Genomic DNA, 15,734 nt, shown 5'->3' with positions numbered 1-15,734 from the left:
TGGGCATGGCGACGGATCGCATCGCTGCGTCGAACCTCGGTCCCCTCTTGGGGCGCCTGCGCGGCATTTTGGGGCGCCTGCGCGGCATTCGCACCGGACCGGCGCGGGCCGCCCTCGACGTGTTCGCCATCCGCATCGCCTCGGCGGGTTTCGCCTACATTGCCCAGGTGCTGATGGCCCGCCTCATGGGCGGCGCCGAGTACGGAATCTTCGCTGCCGTCTGGGTCTGGATCGGGATCCTCGGCCATTCCGCCACCCTCGGCCTGTCGCAGGGGGCCTGCCGCTTCTTACCGACCGAGCAGGCCCAGGGCCGGAGCGACGCGGCGCGCGGCTTCCTCGTCGGCGGTGCCATCGTCACGATCCTGGGCGCCCTGCTGCTGGCGGTCGGCGGCCTTCTCGTCCTGCGGGCGGAGGGTACCCTACTGGCCGGTCCCTACGGCGCGCCGATCCTCCTCGCCGCCGCGATCCTGCCCCTGTTCGCCCTGCAGGACTTCTGCGAGGGCCTCGCCCGAAGCCAGAACTGGGCGATCCTCGCCATCGCGCCGCCCTACCTCCTGCGCCAGGGCCTGATCATGGTGGCGATGGTGGGGGCGGTCTGGTCCGGCGCTCCGGCCGAGGCCTGGGTCGCCGTGGCCTGCACCCTCATGGCAACCGCCATCGCGGTGGCGCTCCAGGCGGGCTGGCTGATCTTCCGCCTGCGAACCGTCTGCCCGCCCGGTCCACGCGTGTATCGATGGCGCCGATGGCTCCGAGCCTGCCTGCCGATCGCGCTGACGGATCTCGCGAGTGCGGGCTTCAATGTCGTCGATGTCGTGATCCTCAGTGCCTTGATGCCGCCGGCCACCGTGGGATTGTATTTCGCCGCGACCCGCATTCAGCAATTCGTCGTCTTCGTGCACTTCGCCGCCTCCGCCGCCACGGCGCAGCGCTTCGCCGCCATCCACGCGGCGGGCGATCGGCCCGGCCTTACCAGCCTCGTCCGCATTCAGGCCAACCTGACCCTGGCGGCGACCATCGTCATCGGGGCCGGTGTCCTCGTGGCCGCCCCCCTGCTCCTCGGCCTGTTCGGTCCGGAATTCCGCGGCAGCCTGCCGATCCTCGCCATCCTCGTCGCCGGCAGCATCGTCGCGAGCGTGTTCGGGCCGGGCGAGGATCTCCTGACCATGCTGGGCGGTGAAGGCGTCTGCGCGGCCATCACCCTCGCGACCCTGGGCCTCGCCGCCGGGCTCTGCTGGGCCCTCATCCCGGCCTACGGCGTGATCGGAGCCGCCCTCGCCATGGCGGTCGCCGGCACCGTGCGGGGACTCGCCATGGCGTTGGCCGCCCGTTCGATCCATGGCCTCGTGACGCCGGTTCGACTCGGCCCCTTCCGGAAGATCGTGCGATGACCGCTCCAAGTCGCCTGCCCGCTCCGTCATCCACCCCGACCTTCGCGATTCTCGATCTGGCCGCCTTGGAGCGGGAGGGGGCGGCCTGGGACGATCTCGTCAGCCGGGCTATGGATCCACATCCGCATTACAGCCGCCACGTCCTGGCTACCCACCGCGCCGCAGGCCTCGCACCCGACGATCTCCGGATCGTGGTGGTCCGCTCCGGCGTACGCCTCGACGCAGTGCTACCGTTCCGGTCCACCTACGACCTGTGCGGCCTCGGCCGTCCCGTCGCGCAGCCGTTCCTGTCGCCCTTCGTCACCGCCACCCTTCCCCTCGTCGGGGACGGTCCGGATTGGCCCGCGACCCTCGCCGCCCTCGTGGCCGGCCTGCGCGCCGCCTCAGGCGGGCGGCCCTGGCGCTGGCCGCTGCTGGCCACCGGGACTCGCCTCGGACAGGCCCTCTGCGCCGCCATGAAAGCCGATGGCTGGGCGCTCGGCGAGGTCGAAGCTTTCGCGCGCCCGATGCTCGATCGACGCCCATCCCACGACGCCTTCGTCACCGACCATCCCCACCGTGCCCGCCTGAAGGACCTCCGCCGACGCCAGCGCCGCCTCTCCGAAGGCGGACACCTCACCCTGGAGACCGCGACGGTCGGCGACGCCCTGGCCGCCGCCGTCGAGACCTTCCTCGCCCTCGAGAAGATCGGCTGGAAAGGCGCGGCCGGCAGCGCCATGGCCTGCCGGGCGCCGCATACCGCCTTCGCCCGGGCATTGTTCTCCGGAGGCGGGGGACCCGTGAGCGCGCGCGCCGATACGCTTGCCCGCGACGGACGGCCGCTCGCCGTCAGCCTCGCCCTCCTGGCCGGGGGAACCGCCTGCCTCCTGAAGACCACCTACGACGAGGCCGAGCGGGCCGGGGCGCCGGGCCTTGTCCTCGAAGCCGAGATCGTGCGCGTGCTGCACGAGACCGCCTTCGCCGAGCGCCTCGACTCGGCGACCCTCGCTGGATCGGCCCTGGAGAGTCTCTACCCCGAGCGCGAGACCATCGCGGAGATCGTCGCCGTTCCGGATGGCGGGCGCGGGCTCGTGTCCTTGGAGCGGCGGGTGCGCCTCGCCCGGTTCGAGCACGCGGCGAAAGCCGGTGCGAAGCGGCATCTGGCGGAGAGTGCGATGGCCCAGAGGTTGATGGGCCGCCGCTGACGCCCCACATCGTGCCTCGCGACTGGCCCACATCGGTTCGCCAGACAGGAGCGCCGTATGTTTCGCCCGACCCTCGCCCTCACCGGAGCCTTGTTCCTCGCCATGACCACAGCGTCTTCCGCCGCCGAGACCGTGACCCTGCCCTCCGGGCTCCAGTACCGCGACGAGGTCGTGGGTACCGGCCCCGAGCCGAAGGCCGGCCAGAAGGTCAACGTCCACTACACCGGCTGGCTCGACGACAACGGCAAGCCCGGGAAGAAATTCGACTCGTCGCGGGACCGCGGCACGCCTTTCAGCTTCACCCTCGGCGCCGGCCAGGTCATCGCGGGTTGGGATGCCGGCGTCGCCACCATGAAGACCGGTGGCAAGCGCACTCTCATCATTCCGCCCGATCAGGGTTACGGCGCACGCGGCGCAGGCGGTCTGATCCCGCCCAACGCCACCTTGATCTTCGACGTAGAGCTCCTCGGCGCCAAGTAGGTTCGACTGCCCCCAGGGGCTTTTGAATGCGGGAAAGGCCGGATCGGGATGTCCCGGTCCGGCCTTTCTGTTTGGTCGCATGCGCAACCTGTTCGATCGCTTCGCGGGGCGGTTCTAACGCTTGCCCTTGCACCGCGCAGACTGGCTGATCCTGTCTCCGCAACCACGTCGGAGGGAGACAGGATCAGCGAAGTCGTCGGCGTCATTCGCCCGAGAGGGCGGCTTTGGTGCGGGACCACCAACCGGCGCGCTTGGGCCGATCGGGATCGAACGGCGTCAACACGACGGCGACCGGCTCCGGGGCCGGAGCCTGTGCCGCGGCGGGCTGTGCCTCGGCGACGGACTCGGATTCCCGCACCGGGGAGGCTTCGACGGCCGGACCGGTATCGGCGGGGACCTCCGCAGCAGCCTCGGACATCGGTTCGGATGGCGGTGATGCCACCGGCAGATCCACGGCCACCGGCTCGGCGCTGGGCTGCATCGCCTCGGCCACGGCTTCCGCGTTCACCGGCTCTTCGCCAGCGAAGGCCGTCGGGGCATCGGCCACCGTCTCGGGCTCGTAGTCCTCGGCATCTTCGCCCGACGTCCTGTTCGGAATCTCGCCGTTTGAGGCCTCGCGCGAACGACCGTCACGGTCGCGGCCGCGACCGCCGCGGCGGCCCCGGCGGCGGCGGCGGCCGGAGCCGTCATCGTCGCCATTGCTGGCAGCCTCGGGCTGGCTTTCGCCGTCCGCAGTGCCCTCGTCACCCTCCGTCTGCGCGGTCGCGCCGGGTTCGTCGGACTCGTCTTCGTCGGTTTCGGAGCGACCTTCGTCTTCGCCGCCGGCCTGGGCGCCATTCTCCTGGCGTCCACCACGACGGCGCCGGCGCCGGCGGCGTCCGCCACGACCTTCCCCGCCTTCGCTCGTTCCCTCGCGGACCTCTTCGGTCTCGGTTCCCTGCGCCTCGGTCTCCGCCTCGATCTCGGCGGTCTCGACCGCCTCGTCCTCGAACTCCTCGTCGTCCTCGGTCTCCATCGCCGGGTTGATGGCGATGGCGCGAACGCCCGTGATGGCGCCCTCGGCGCGCACGGCCGGCTCGCCGCGATCGAGCTGGAACGCCGCCGTGGTGGCGAGACGCTCGTCGGCCGCGATGGTCACGGTGACGCCGAAGCGTACTTCCAGTTCGTGCAGGTGGCCCCGCTTCTGATTGAGGATGTAGAGGGCCGCTTCCGTGCGGGTGCGCAGGACGAGGTTGTGCGAGGCGCTCTTGAGCAGCGATTCCTCGATGGCGCGCAGGATCTGAAGGGCCACCGATGCCGTCGCCCGCACGAAGCCCGAGCCGCCGCAATGGACGCAGGGCAGCGACGAGCTCTCGAGCATACCGGTGCGGATACGCTGCCGGCTCATTTCGAGGAGGCCGAACGGCGAGATGCGGCCGACCTGGATGCGGGCGCGGTCGTTCTTCAGGCACTCGTTGAGTTTCTTCTCGACGGCGCGGTTGTTGCGCTTCTCCTCCATGTCGATGAAGTCGATGACGACAAGGCCGGCGAGATCGCGCAGGCGCAGCTGGCGGGCGACTTCTTCCGCCGCCTCCAGGTTGGTGCGGAGCGCCGTGTCCTCGATGTCGTGCTCGCGGGTCGAGCGGCCCGAGTTCACGTCGATGGAGACCAGCGCCTCCGTCGGGTTGATGACGAGGTAGCCGCCGGACTTGAGCGTGACGTGCGTCGAGAACATCGCGTCGAGCTGCTGCTCGACCCCGTGGCGCGCGAAGATCGGGGTCGGGTCGCGATACGGCTGCACCACCTTGGACTGGCCGGGCATGAGCATGCGCATGAAGTCGCGTGCCTCGCGGTAGGCCGCGTCGCCCGCCACCAGGATGTCGTCAATGTCTTTGTTGTAGAGGTCGCGGATGGCGCGCTTGATGAGCGAGCCTTCCTCGTAGACCAGAGCCGGAGCGGAGGACGACAGCGTCAGCTCGCGCACGCTCTCCCACAGGCGCATGAGGTATTCGAAGTCGCGCTTGATCTCCGGCTTGGTGCGGGACGCGCCGGCCGTGCGCAGGATGACCCCCATGCCCTCCGGCACCTCCAGATCCTGGGCGACCTCCTTGAGGCGCTTGCGGTCGGCGGCGCTGGTGATCTTGCGCGAGATGCCGCCACCGCGGCCGGTGTTGGGCATCAGCACCGAATAGCGGCCGGCGAGCGACAGGTAGGTGGTGAGCGCGGCGCCCTTGGTGCCGCGCTCTTCCTTGACGACCTGCACCAGGATGATCTGGCGGCGCTTGATCACCTCCTGGATCTTGTAGTGCCGCCGATAAGTGCGCGGACGCTCTGGGATCTCGGCCAGGGCGTCGCCGTTGCCGCCGACCTGGGCGATTTTGGGCTCGCGTTCGCCGTCCTCGCCTTCGTGATCCTCGTCGTCGTCCTCGTCCGAATCCTCGTCCTCGTCGGAATCCTCATCCGAATCGTCGTCGTCTTCGTCCTCCTCATCGGACTCATCCTCGTCGGATTCGTCCTCTGCGGTCTCGGCGGGTGTCGAGCCGCTAGGCGCCGTGACGGGCTCGGCGGACCCGCCCATGGGCGCGGCCTCGAGGTCGATCTCGGCGGCCGGCTCGACGTGGGGCTCCACGTGGGGCTCGGTGGCGACATGCGCTTCGGCAGTGACGTGCGGCTCCGGGGCCGAGTCGGTTTCGGCCGCGGAACCGTCCGCCGCGGGGGCCTCGTCGGCATTCGCCTGGGCTGCGGCTTCCTCGGTGGATTCCACGGCGTGCTCGGCCTGCGCCAGTTCGGCGGACGCGTCGCCGCCCGTCTCGGCCGAATGCGCCCCGTGGGCCTCGTTCACGTCGGACCCGGACACCGTCTGCTCGCCGGCGCTCACGGCCGAACCGTCGGTCTCCGACGACGGATCCGCGACGCTCACGGTCTCGGAGGTCTTGGCGGAAGCGGCCTCGGCACGGCGGCCGCGCGAGCGGCGGCGGGGCTTGCGCTCCTCGCGCTCGCGGTGCTCCTCGGCGTCGCGCGCCTCGTCCTCCAGCAGGGCCTGCCGGTCGGCGAGGGGGATCTGGTAATAATCGGGGTGGATCTCGCTGAAGGCGAGGAAGCCGTGGCGATTGCCGCCGTACTCGATGAAGGCCGCCTGGAGCGAAGGCTCCACCCGCGTCACCTTGGCGAGGTAGATGTTGCCGCGAAGCTGGCGCCGGTTGGCGGCCTCGAAGTCGAATTCCTCGACCCTAGAGCCGTGGACCGTGACGACCCGGGTCTCCTCCGGGTGCATCGCGTCGATGAGCATCTTGTTGTTGTTGGCCATGACGAACTTTCGACAGGGCGGTCGACGTCGTTCTCCTCGAACCGAGCGGCTCCCGTGGCGTGCCGCCCCGTCCCGGCCCATCGGGCCGGACGGTCAACGCGCGCGACGACCCGAAAACGTGGATCGCGGGAACTGTGGGGAAGGGATTGCCGTCAACCGCCTTTGGGCGCCGGTGATCGGCGCGCGTGGGGTTGATCCTGGCCAGGGCCGACGGGACTGCGGCGCCACGCGAAACGCGCATGCGTCGAACACGAGCAACGGCAACCGATGCTGTGTGTCCTCCCATCCTCTCCCTGACCTCGCGAAGACTCTTTGGGCCGGATACCGCCGGCCACGGATTTCGAAGAAGGCCGCGAGCCGAGCGGCCGCAGCTTGAACCGTCACCTGCCCGGCTCATGGAGCACCGGCGAGCATGGCGCGGGAACCGACGGCGAAGACGCCCGAGTAAGATCTCGAAACGCCCGCGGGCCGCGGAGCATACCGCACGGCACCGGGAAGGGTACAGGTTCATTACAGATCGTCGCAGGGATTTGGCAAGATGGAAACGCGGTGCGTCCCGCGATAAGTCCCGTTCCTATTGTGACGAAGGCGCCCCTGACGCACATCCCGTCCCGTAGCCGCGTGCCCCCGGCGGACGAGGGATTCCATCTGTGGTCTTCACCGGCCGGGCGCCCGGCCCGCTGGAGTTTCCGGGAGGGGAATGCAGCGATGGATGGCGACGCGACATTCAGCCTTGCGAACGATCAGGGTCGCGCCCGCCGCGCCGCCGAAGCGCTGTTCGCGTCGGTAAGGCGTGACCTCGTGCCGATCCTGCCCGCCTCCGCCGAAGTGCTGCACGTCGGTGCCACGGCGATTCCAGGGTGCCTGACCAAGGGCGACCTCGATGTGGCCGTGCGGGTCGATGCGGACGACTTCCCCTCCGTGGAGGCGACCCTGGCCGCGCGTTTCCCCCGCAACGCGGGATCGATCCGTACAACCGACTTCGCCGCCTTCGCGGATGCCGGTGCGTCGCCTGCCCTCGGCATCCAGGTGACGACCCGGGGCGGGGATTTCGATGTGCTCCATTGCTTCGCCGCGGCCCTGCGCGCCGATTCGACCCTGGTCGCGGGTTACAACGCGCTGAAAATCCGATGCGAAGGCGCGCCGATGGACGCGTACCGGGCGGCGAAGGACGTTTTCATTGCCGACGTCCTGCGTTCGCGATTCCTGTGACCTACGCGGGTGTCGCGCCCCGGCCACAACCCGGCGCAAACCGTCGCCGTGGCACAAGGAACAGTTAACCATCCCGGTCGTATCGCTTAACCGGACGCCATCAGGAACCGGAACGCCGGACCCATGCTCGCATCGCATCGCTGGATTCGCCGCCGCCTGCTTCGGTCGATGATCCTAGCGGTGAGCTTCGCCCTCATCGCTAGCCCGTCCGTGCGCGCTCAGGACGGCGACAGGACGGGCCGGGCCCCGGCGGCGGTGGCCATTGCGGCGGAGCTGTCGAACGGCGGCCCCGGCATCACGAAGCTCACCCTGACCCTGTCGAAACCCATCGAGGCCCGCGCCTTCGTCATGGAACGACCCGACCGTGCCGTCATCGATCTGGCCGAGGTCAACTTCCAGCTCGGCGCGGAGACCGGGCGCAAGCGCGAAGGCGTTGTGTCCTCGTTCCGCTACGGTTTGTTCGCACCCGGCCGCTCCCGCATCGTCGTTGATCTGGCGCAGCCCGCCACCGTCGGGAGGATCGAGACGGTGACCCGGCCCCGCGATGGCGCCGTGCTCCTCACCGTCGAGTTCCAGCGCAGCGACCGCGAGGGCTTCAAGCGCGCCGCCGTGGCCAGCGATCCCGCGCCCCAACCCCGCAAGGCCATGGCCCCGGTCGAGCCGATGGATGCTCGCCCGCTCATCATGGTCGATGCGGGCCATGGTGGCACCGACCCGGGCGCCATCGCGGCGACCGGCGTGTTCGAGAAGGACATCGTGTTCGGGTTCGCCCAGGCCCTGGTCACCCGCCTCGAATCGGGTGGCCGCTACCGGGTGCGGATGACCCGCGACCGTGACGTGTTCGTGCCCCTGTCCGAGCGGGTCCGCATCGCCCGCGAGGCCAAGGCCGACCTGTTCGTCTCGATCCACGCCGACTCAATCCAATCCGCCCCGCAGGTGCGGGGTGCGACCATCTACACCGGTTCGGAAAAGGCCACGGACGCCGAATCGGCGCGTCTGGCCGAACGCGAGAACCGGGCGGACGCCGCCGCCGGTACGGAATCGAACGAGGGCCCGGGGCACGTCGCCGACATCCTCCAGGAACTGACCCTGCGCGAGACCCGCACCTTTTCCTCGGGCTTCGCCAAAGGTCTCATGACGCAGCTCGGGCCGGTGATGGAGATGAGTCCCAAACCCCACCGCGAAGCCGGATTCATGGTCCTGCGCTCGCCGGACGTGCCCTCCGTGCTCGTCGAACTCGGCTACCTGTCGAGCAAGCGCGACCTCGACCTCCTGCAGTCGGACGCTTGGCGTGCCGACGTCACCGGCGGCATGGCCAAGGCCATCGACGCGTTCTTCGGCAGCCGCACCTCCCTGACCCGGCCGAACCCGCCCCGGCGCTCGGCGGCAATCGCCCCAGTTTCACCATAGAATGAGAGTGAAACCGGGGCTCACGGCGCCCCGGTCCAACCGACGTCGCGAGTTCGACGGGAACGGCCGCGCGGGAAGCCCCAAGCGAACGCCGCCCTTCCTCATGCCCGCTGCCCGAACGGTGGCGAGCCGAGTCCAGGCCGGACCGGCGGCAGATCCAGCGACGAACGGGACCCGGATGCGCATCATCCTTCGTTTCTTCGGCTTCCTGTTCAGCATCGGCGCGATGCTGTTCGTGGTCGCCTCGGCCGCCGGGGCGTTCTTCTACTGGAAGTACAGCCAGGACCTGCCGGACCACGCGGCCCTCGCCAATTACGAGCCGCCGGTGATGAGCCGGGTGCATGCCGCCGACGGCTCGCTGCTGGCCGAGTACGCCACCGAGCGCCGGCTCTACCTGCCGATCCAGGCCATGCCGAAGATCGTGGTCGCGGCCTTCCTCTCGGCCGAGGACAAGAACTTCTACAAGCACGGCGGCGTCGACCCCGAGGGGCTCGTGCGCGCGGCCCTGACCAACTTCAAGAGCGGCAAGAAGCAGGGCGCCTCGACCATCACCCAGCAGGTCGCCAAGAACTTCCTTTTGTCGCCGGAGCAGACCTTCGAGCGCAAGGCCAAGGAGGCGCTCATCGCCTTCCGGATCGAGGCGGCGTACTCGAAGGACAAGATCCTCGAACTCTACCTCAATGAGATCTTCCTCGGTACCATCGTGCCGGGACGCAACCTGCACGGCGTCGCCGCCGCGGCGCTGGATTATTTCGGCAAGTCCGTTCACGAACTGACCATTAACGAGGCGGCCTATCTCGCCGCCTTGCCGAAGGGGCCGAACAACTACCATCCTTATCGCCAGACCCAGAAGGCCCTGGACCGCCGCAACGAGATCATCGGCCTGATGGCCCAGAACGGGTACATCACCAAGGAGGAGGGCGAGGCCGCCCGCAAGATGCCGCTCGGCGTCAATCCGCGCGTCGCCTTCGCCAACGCTGCCAACGCCAACTACTTCACCGAAGAGGTCCGCCGCGAGATCGCGGAGCGCTACGGCGAGAAGAAGCTTTACGAAGGCGGCTTGTCCGTGCGCGCCACCCTAGACCCGAAGATGCAGGCCTGGGCTCGCAAGTCCCTCGTCGACGGCCTGATCCGGTATGATCAGTCTCACGGCTGGCGCGGGGCGCAGGCCAAGGTCGATCTTGTCGGCCGCGATTGGGGTCTGGCCGTGGCCGAAGTGCCGGGTCTCGGCGACGTGCAGCCCTGGCGCCTCGCCGTGGTGCTGAGCACGAGTGGTGGCGCCGCGCAGATCGGTCTCCAGCCCCGGCGCGAGGCGTCCGGTCAGGTCTCGAAGGACCGCGAGACCGGCACCATCGCGGCCGAGGGCACTCGCTGGACCGGCCGTTCGCCGGCCGCCGCCCTCAGCGCCGGCGACGTGGTCTACGTCGAGGCCATGGACGGCGGGCGCGGCACCTATCGCCTGCGTCAGCGTCCGGAGGTCTCGGGCGCCATCGTGGCCATGGACCCCTACACGGGTCGGGTCCATGCCATGGTCGGGGGCTTCTCGTACGACGAGAGCCAGTTCAACCGGGCGACGCAGGCGATGCGCCAGCCGGGCTCGTCGTTCAAGCCCATCGTCTACTCGGCGGCCTTGGACAACGGCTACACCCCGTCCTCCATCGTGCAGGATTCGCCCATCACCATCGAGGCCGGCCCCGGCCAGGAGGCGTGGACGCCCTCGAACTACGACGGCAAGTCCGGTGGCCCGCACACGCTCCGCTACGGCATCGAGCACTCGAAGAACCTGATGACCGTGCGACTCGCCAAGGATGTCGGCATGCCGCTCATCGCCGAGTACGCCCGTCGCTTCGGCGTCTACGACGACATGCTGCCCGTGCTGCCCATGTCGCTCGGCGCCGGCGAGACCACGGTCATGCGCATGGTCACCGCCTACTCGATGCTCGCCAATGGCGGCCGGCGCATCCGCCCGACCCTCATCGACCGCATCCAGGACCGGGTCGGCGAGACCATCTACAAGCACGATGCCCGCAAGTGCCTTGGCTGCGACGCGGAGAAATGGTCCGGCCAGGACGAGCCGAAGCTCGTGGACGATTCGGAGCAGGTCCTCGACCCGCTCACCGCGTACCAGATGGTCTCGATCATGGAGGGCGTGGTCCAGCGCGGTACCGCCACCATCCTGAAGCAGGTCGGCAAGCCGCTGGCCGGCAAGACCGGCACCACCAACGACGCCAAGGACGCGTGGTTCGTGGGCTTCTCGCCGGACCTCGCGGTGGGCGTCTATCTTGGCTTCGACAAGCCGCGCTCGCTGGGTGACCGCGCCACCGGCGGCGGCCTCTCGGCCCCCATTGCCCTCGACTTCCTGAAGCAGGCCCTGAAGGACAAGCCGCCGACGCCGTTCCGCGTGCCGCCCGGCATCAAGCTCATCCGCGTCTCGGCCTCGTCGGGCATGCGCGCCGGCTCCGGAGAGGGCGCCGGCACCCTGCTCGAGGCGTTCAAGCCCGGCACCGCGCCACCCGACGCCTACGTGGCGGCGCCCGCCAACAACAACGCTCCCCCGTCGGGCGGAGCGGTGCCGCCCGACGCCGACCGCGCCGCCCAGGCCGGCGGACTCTACTGACGAGCGACGCTGCGAGACCGACCGGACCCCTGTCCCGGCCGGTCTCGCGTCTCAAAACCCCTTGCGCGCGAGGGCCATGGCCGCGAGCTTGTCGATATCGAACCCCGCCTGCGGCACCTCCACCATGAAGCGCTCGGCGATCTGCGAGACGACGAAGTCCGGCCGCACCCGACTGATGGTGTTCCAGTCGATGCTGGTGGACCACATGACGTGCACCTCGCGAAACGTATCGGCCAGCATCGGCGTCAGGGTGCCGGTGGCGTTGTTGGCCGTGTGATGGGCGTAGGAATCGCCGAACAGCACGAGGCGGCGTGGATCGGCCTCCGGTGAGTCGTTGCGAAAGATCGCGTGGGCGCCGATATGCGCATCCCGACCGCGGCCTTCCGCTTCGAACGCCGTGATCAGGTCATTGGCGTAGACCCGCCGCGCCGCGCTTTCGAACAGGCACGGTTCGGCGATTTCGCAGCGGACCGGCTCGAACTTCGCGCCGAGGTCGCCGCCGTAGACGTGGGGTGAGCCCATGCGACGCGCGGCGATGTCGTAGCGCGGGCGCACACCGAGATGCCGACAGATCTCCGCATAGGCGAGCCAGCCGCCGGCGAAGGTCCAATGCGTGTCGGTGTGCCGGTAGAGCGCTGTGTCCCGCGCCCGCGCCCGGAACGGCCGTACGAGATCGACGAGGGATCGGCGGGCGGGCGACAGGCGCAGCCACCGCTCCAGGCGCACGGCCGGAGACCGGGCGGGATCGACGACGAGACCATCGAAGCCGTGGTCGTGAATCGCGAGCTTTTCCGGGGCGACGACGTGGGCGTAGCGGATGCCGCGTCGTGCGAGGCGCCGGGTCCGTTCCTCCAAAAGGCGGCGCCAGCGCCAGAGCTTGGCCCTCGGGAAGCCGGGCATGCCGTACTGCGCCTGGACGTCGTTGCTGCCGCCCGTCAGGAACAGCCAGTTGTCGCGCCCGATATGCACATCGGGGTGGCTCGATACGGACGGCGCGACGGCGGCTGTGAGGCTCATGCCCGCTGTCTAGACGCAGGCGCCTGCAGGTGCACCCTCTTCCGCCATGACCTCAATGGTGATGGTGTGGGGCCGGAGCGGCAGGCCCGGCCGCGTTCGGGCTCGTCGCGCCGATGGGCGCCACTGCGAAGGTGACCGGCACGGTGCCGGCGCGCTCGAAGCTCAAGGTCCCGGAAACGGGCTCGCCCACCTTCGGCGCGGTCTTGAGATCCTCGAACATGAGGTGGAGACCGCCCGGTTTCAGCTCGATGGTCTGGCCCGGCCCGATGGGCAACCCCTCCGGCACCGGCGCCATCTTCATGACGCTGCCCGCCATGGTCATGGAATGGATCGCGCCGCGGCCAGCAGTGGCGATGGCCGCCCCCGTGAGGCGGTCGGCCTGCGTGCCCGTGTTGGTGACGCGGACGTAGCCACCCGCGACCTTGGCGCCCCCCGGCGTCGCCCGCATCCATGGCGTCTCGATGCGCAGGGCCCCGGCCATGACGGGCTCGGCGGCGCGGGCCGGGGCCGCGAGACCGAGGGTGGTGACCGACAGGGCGAAGCAGAGGGCGGAGCAGATACGGCGGGTCATCGAATTGGTCCGTAGGTAAGGCGGAGGGACGAGGCGAGCGGGCTCCAGCCCGGGGCGGTCGACGCGCGACGACCATGCGCGCAAATCGATCGTGCGCAAGAGCACTTCGTCGGCGCACCGTACGAGACCGCGATGACCCACGGGCATTCGTGTCCGGCAGTCTGCTCCGTGCAGGGCCGAGCCGACGATGGGCCGCAGGGAATCATGCAGCGTTGACAATGCTTTATGAGACTTCGTTGTCCCGTGCCCTGTTTGGTTCCCGTAGGGCCCGATGTGTGGGATCGATAGGGCCCGAGCGGGCCGCAGCCCGGGTCACGCCCGCATTGGCCCTGTGGCGGAGGCGATACGCTCGCGCGGAAGTCATCGCGAAGTCCGCTGGTGCCATATTCTAGCCCGGCCGCCATGAGTTCTTAACCCCACCCCGACACGTTCGTGGCAAGGGGTGGTCCGAACCCGGCGCATGGCGTCGGCGGCCGGGCCCCCGACGCCGCACCCTACGTCAGATCAGAGTTCGCCCGATGCTGAAACAGGCTCTCCATCCCCGGTCCCTCGGCCTCGCCCTCGCCGCGTCCGTCGCCCTCGTGGGCCACGCGGCGTCCGCCCGCGAGCAGGGCGGGTTCGCCCAGGCCGAGTGGGCGCAGGACTACGCCGCGCCGACCACCATGCAGGTCCGGCGTTCCTCGACGCCGATCCTGTCTCCCCAGACCATCGCGGCTTCCGAGCAGACCATCGAGCGTTATCGGGACATCGTGAACCGCGGCGGATGGAAGCCGGTCTCGGGGGCCGACCGCCTGCGCATCGGCGCCAAGGGGCCGGCGGTCGGCGCCGTCCGCCAGCGCCTCATCGTTTCCGGCGACCTTGATTCGGCGTCCGGCGGCTCGGGCGTCTACGATTCCTACGTCTCGGCCGGCGTGAAGCGCTTTCAGGCCCGGCATGGCTTGAGTCAGACCGGCGCCATGAGCATGGCGACGCAGCAGGCCATGAACGTGCCGGCCGACATCCGCCTGCACCAGCTCGAAATCAATGTGCAGCGTCTGCGCTCCTACGCGGGTAACCTCGGCAACCGCTTCGTCATCACCAACATCCCCGCCGCCTTGGTGCAGACGGTGGAGAACGGTCAGGTCGTGACCCTGCACGCCGCCGGCGTCGGTAAGATCGATCGCCAGTCGCCGATCATGAACACCAAGGCGACGCAGATCAATTTCAACCCGTTCTGGACGGTCCCGGCTTCCATCGTGAAGAAGGACCTCATCCCCAAGATGCAGAAGGACCCGAACTACCTCACCGAAAACAAGATCCGCATCTTCACCGGCGAGACCGAAATCTCCCCGGCTTCGGTGAACTGGAACTCGGACGAGGGCACGCGCTACCGCTACCGCCAGGATTCGGGTGCGGACTTCAATTCCATGGGCATCGTGCGGATCAATATCCCGAATCCGCACGGCGTGTTCATGCACGACACCAACTCCAAGGGCGTCTACGGCGACGATTTCCGCTTCATCTCTTCGGGCTGCGTGCGCGTGCAGAACGTGCGCGAGTACATCACCTGGCTTCTCAAGGACACGCCCGGCTGGGGGCGCGATCAGGTGGAGCAGGCCATTGAGAGCGGCAAGCGCGTCGACGCCACCCTCAGCACCCCCGTGCCGGTCTACTGGACCTACATCACCGCCTGGGCGACCCCCGACGGTTCGGTGCAGTTCCGCGACGACATCTACAAGCGCGACGGCGTGAACGTGCCGTCCACCCTCTCGGCCCCGACTCCCGTGGCCAGCGCCGAGCAGGTGCCAAGCTTCGAGCCGGGCGACGAAGAGAACTAAAGGTTGAGACGCAGCGCGCACAGCTCGCTGAGTGGCATCCGCAAGCACTGACTCAGGCGGCGGGCGAGGTATCGTCCGCCGTCTTCGCATGTCAGGCTTCGGCATGTTGCGCTTCGGATTGCGCGATGTACCGGCGCGTTTCGATTTCCGTCGTTCGAGCGAACGCGATCGCCGCTTGCGCGTCGTAAAGGTCGCCGCCCTCGCTCTCGTAGAAGATACCGCCGGTCACGTGGGCATAGGCTGCCCCCGCGATATTGACGCCGCACGCATTCGCAAAGCCGACAAACCTGAAATCGAGGGCGCAAGTCCAGGGACCGCCGAAATCCGTATCCAGGTCCATCTCGACAGTTTCCGCAGCGTCGTCGGTGCCGACAGGACAGCACTCGAAGCCGGCCTCCTGCCCTTCCCGGTGCGCGGGTAGATGGCCGCCCAGATCGTCGACGCGCCTGTCCGCTTCACTATCGAGGACGAGATCGAAGCCGATTGCACGGATGGCTGCCTGCCACTCGCCGACGGTCGTGAGGCGGCGGTTGCTGAGAACGGTTGCAGATAATGACATCGGAACATCCTTCCGTGTCGGATCGCCCGATGACGCGGCTTCCCACGAGTTATGGCTGAGGCGGAACGACGCGATTGCGTCGAATCGATTTCACAACCAGAAGCAAGTTCTGTGTTTGTTCGTGTGATGTCGAGCGTACTCCGCCCTGCGGATCGTGGCTCGCAACGGTGCATCGGCCCAGCTTCGCGAACCC

General features: G+C 68.9%; 11 protein-coding genes. 7 read left to right on the top strand and 4 right to left on the bottom strand.

Features of this window, described 5'->3' with window-relative positions:
- Nucleotides 1-5 precede the first annotated feature (5 nt).
- The 3 genes from ASF28_RS01090 to ASF28_RS01080 are packed head-to-tail and all read left to right on the top strand — an operon-like array spanning nucleotide 6 to nucleotide 3,052.
- Nucleotides 6-1,388 carry a lipopolysaccharide biosynthesis protein gene (locus tag ASF28_RS01090; protein ID WP_056091005.1) on the top strand — a complete coding sequence of 461 codons (1,383 nt, stop codon included), beginning with the start codon at nucleotides 6-8 and terminating at the stop codon, nucleotides 1,386-1,388.
- Entirely contained in the window at nucleotides 1,385-2,572 is a 1,188-nt protein-coding gene (locus ASF28_RS01085; RefSeq protein WP_056086501.1) for a GNAT family N-acetyltransferase, read from the top strand. The genes ASF28_RS01090 and ASF28_RS01085 overlap by 4 nt, the downstream gene beginning before the upstream one ends.
- Nucleotides 2,573-2,629: 57 nt before the next feature.
- The gene (locus tag ASF28_RS01080) at nucleotides 2,630-3,052 is read left to right on the top strand and encodes an FKBP-type peptidyl-prolyl cis-trans isomerase (RefSeq protein WP_056086498.1); all 423 of its coding nucleotides are present in this window, start codon (nucleotides 2,630-2,632) and stop codon (nucleotides 3,050-3,052) included.
- Nucleotides 3,053-3,254: 202 nt separating this feature from the next.
- Here the strand turns inward: ASF28_RS01080 and ASF28_RS01075 are convergent, their stop codons facing one another.
- Nucleotides 3,255-6,338 carry an Rne/Rng family ribonuclease gene (locus ASF28_RS01075; RefSeq protein ID WP_056086495.1) on the bottom strand — a complete coding sequence of 1,028 codons (3,084 nt, stop codon included), beginning with the start codon at nucleotides 6,336-6,338 and terminating at the stop codon, nucleotides 3,255-3,257.
- 708 nt (nucleotides 6,339-7,046) lie between these two features.
- Between ASF28_RS01075 and ASF28_RS01070 the strand changes: the two genes are divergently transcribed.
- From ASF28_RS01070 to ASF28_RS01060, 3 genes are all read left to right on the top strand, one after another.
- The gene (locus ASF28_RS01070) at nucleotides 7,047-7,550 is read left to right on the top strand and encodes a GrpB family protein (protein WP_056086491.1); all 504 of its coding nucleotides are present in this window, start codon (nucleotides 7,047-7,049) and stop codon (nucleotides 7,548-7,550) included.
- Nucleotides 7,551-7,673: 123 nt separating this feature from the next.
- Nucleotides 7,674-8,960, top strand: coding sequence for an N-acetylmuramoyl-L-alanine amidase (locus tag ASF28_RS01065; protein WP_056086488.1), 1,287 nt, complete (start codon nucleotides 7,674-7,676; stop codon nucleotides 8,958-8,960).
- A gap of 178 nt (nucleotides 8,961-9,138) precedes the next feature.
- On the top strand, nucleotides 9,139-11,577 hold the full coding sequence (locus ASF28_RS01060; RefSeq protein ID WP_056086484.1) for a penicillin-binding protein 1A: 2,439 nt from the start codon (nucleotides 9,139-9,141) through the stop codon (nucleotides 11,575-11,577).
- Between the two features lie 51 nt (nucleotides 11,578-11,628).
- On the opposite strand, the gene ASF28_RS01055 is transcribed toward ASF28_RS01060, so the two are convergent.
- On the bottom strand, nucleotides 11,629-12,594 hold the full coding sequence (locus ASF28_RS01055; RefSeq protein ID WP_056086482.1) for an alginate O-acetyltransferase AlgX-related protein: 966 nt from the start codon (nucleotides 12,592-12,594) through the stop codon (nucleotides 11,629-11,631).
- A gap of 52 nt (nucleotides 12,595-12,646) precedes the next feature.
- On the bottom strand, nucleotides 12,647-13,165 hold the full coding sequence (locus ASF28_RS23125) for a copper chaperone PCu(A)C (RefSeq protein WP_056086477.1): 519 nt from the start codon (nucleotides 13,163-13,165) through the stop codon (nucleotides 12,647-12,649).
- 518 nt (nucleotides 13,166-13,683) lie between these two features.
- On the opposite strand from ASF28_RS23125, the gene ASF28_RS01045 reads away from it, so the two are divergent.
- The gene (locus ASF28_RS01045; RefSeq protein ID WP_056086475.1) at nucleotides 13,684-14,982 is read left to right on the top strand and encodes a L,D-transpeptidase family protein; all 1,299 of its coding nucleotides are present in this window, start codon (nucleotides 13,684-13,686) and stop codon (nucleotides 14,980-14,982) included.
- A gap of 91 nt (nucleotides 14,983-15,073) precedes the next feature.
- Here the strand turns inward: ASF28_RS01045 and ASF28_RS01040 are convergent, their stop codons facing one another.
- The gene (locus ASF28_RS01040; protein ID WP_056086472.1) at nucleotides 15,074-15,541 is read right to left on the bottom strand and encodes a hypothetical protein; all 468 of its coding nucleotides are present in this window, start codon (nucleotides 15,539-15,541) and stop codon (nucleotides 15,074-15,076) included.
- Nucleotides 15,542-15,734 lie beyond the last annotated feature (193 nt).

The organism is Methylobacterium sp. Leaf99, from assembly GCF_001422375.1.
GTDB lineage: Bacteria > Pseudomonadota > Alphaproteobacteria > Rhizobiales > Beijerinckiaceae > Methylobacterium.
This window is presented reverse-complemented; position numbering and strand designations above follow the sequence as displayed.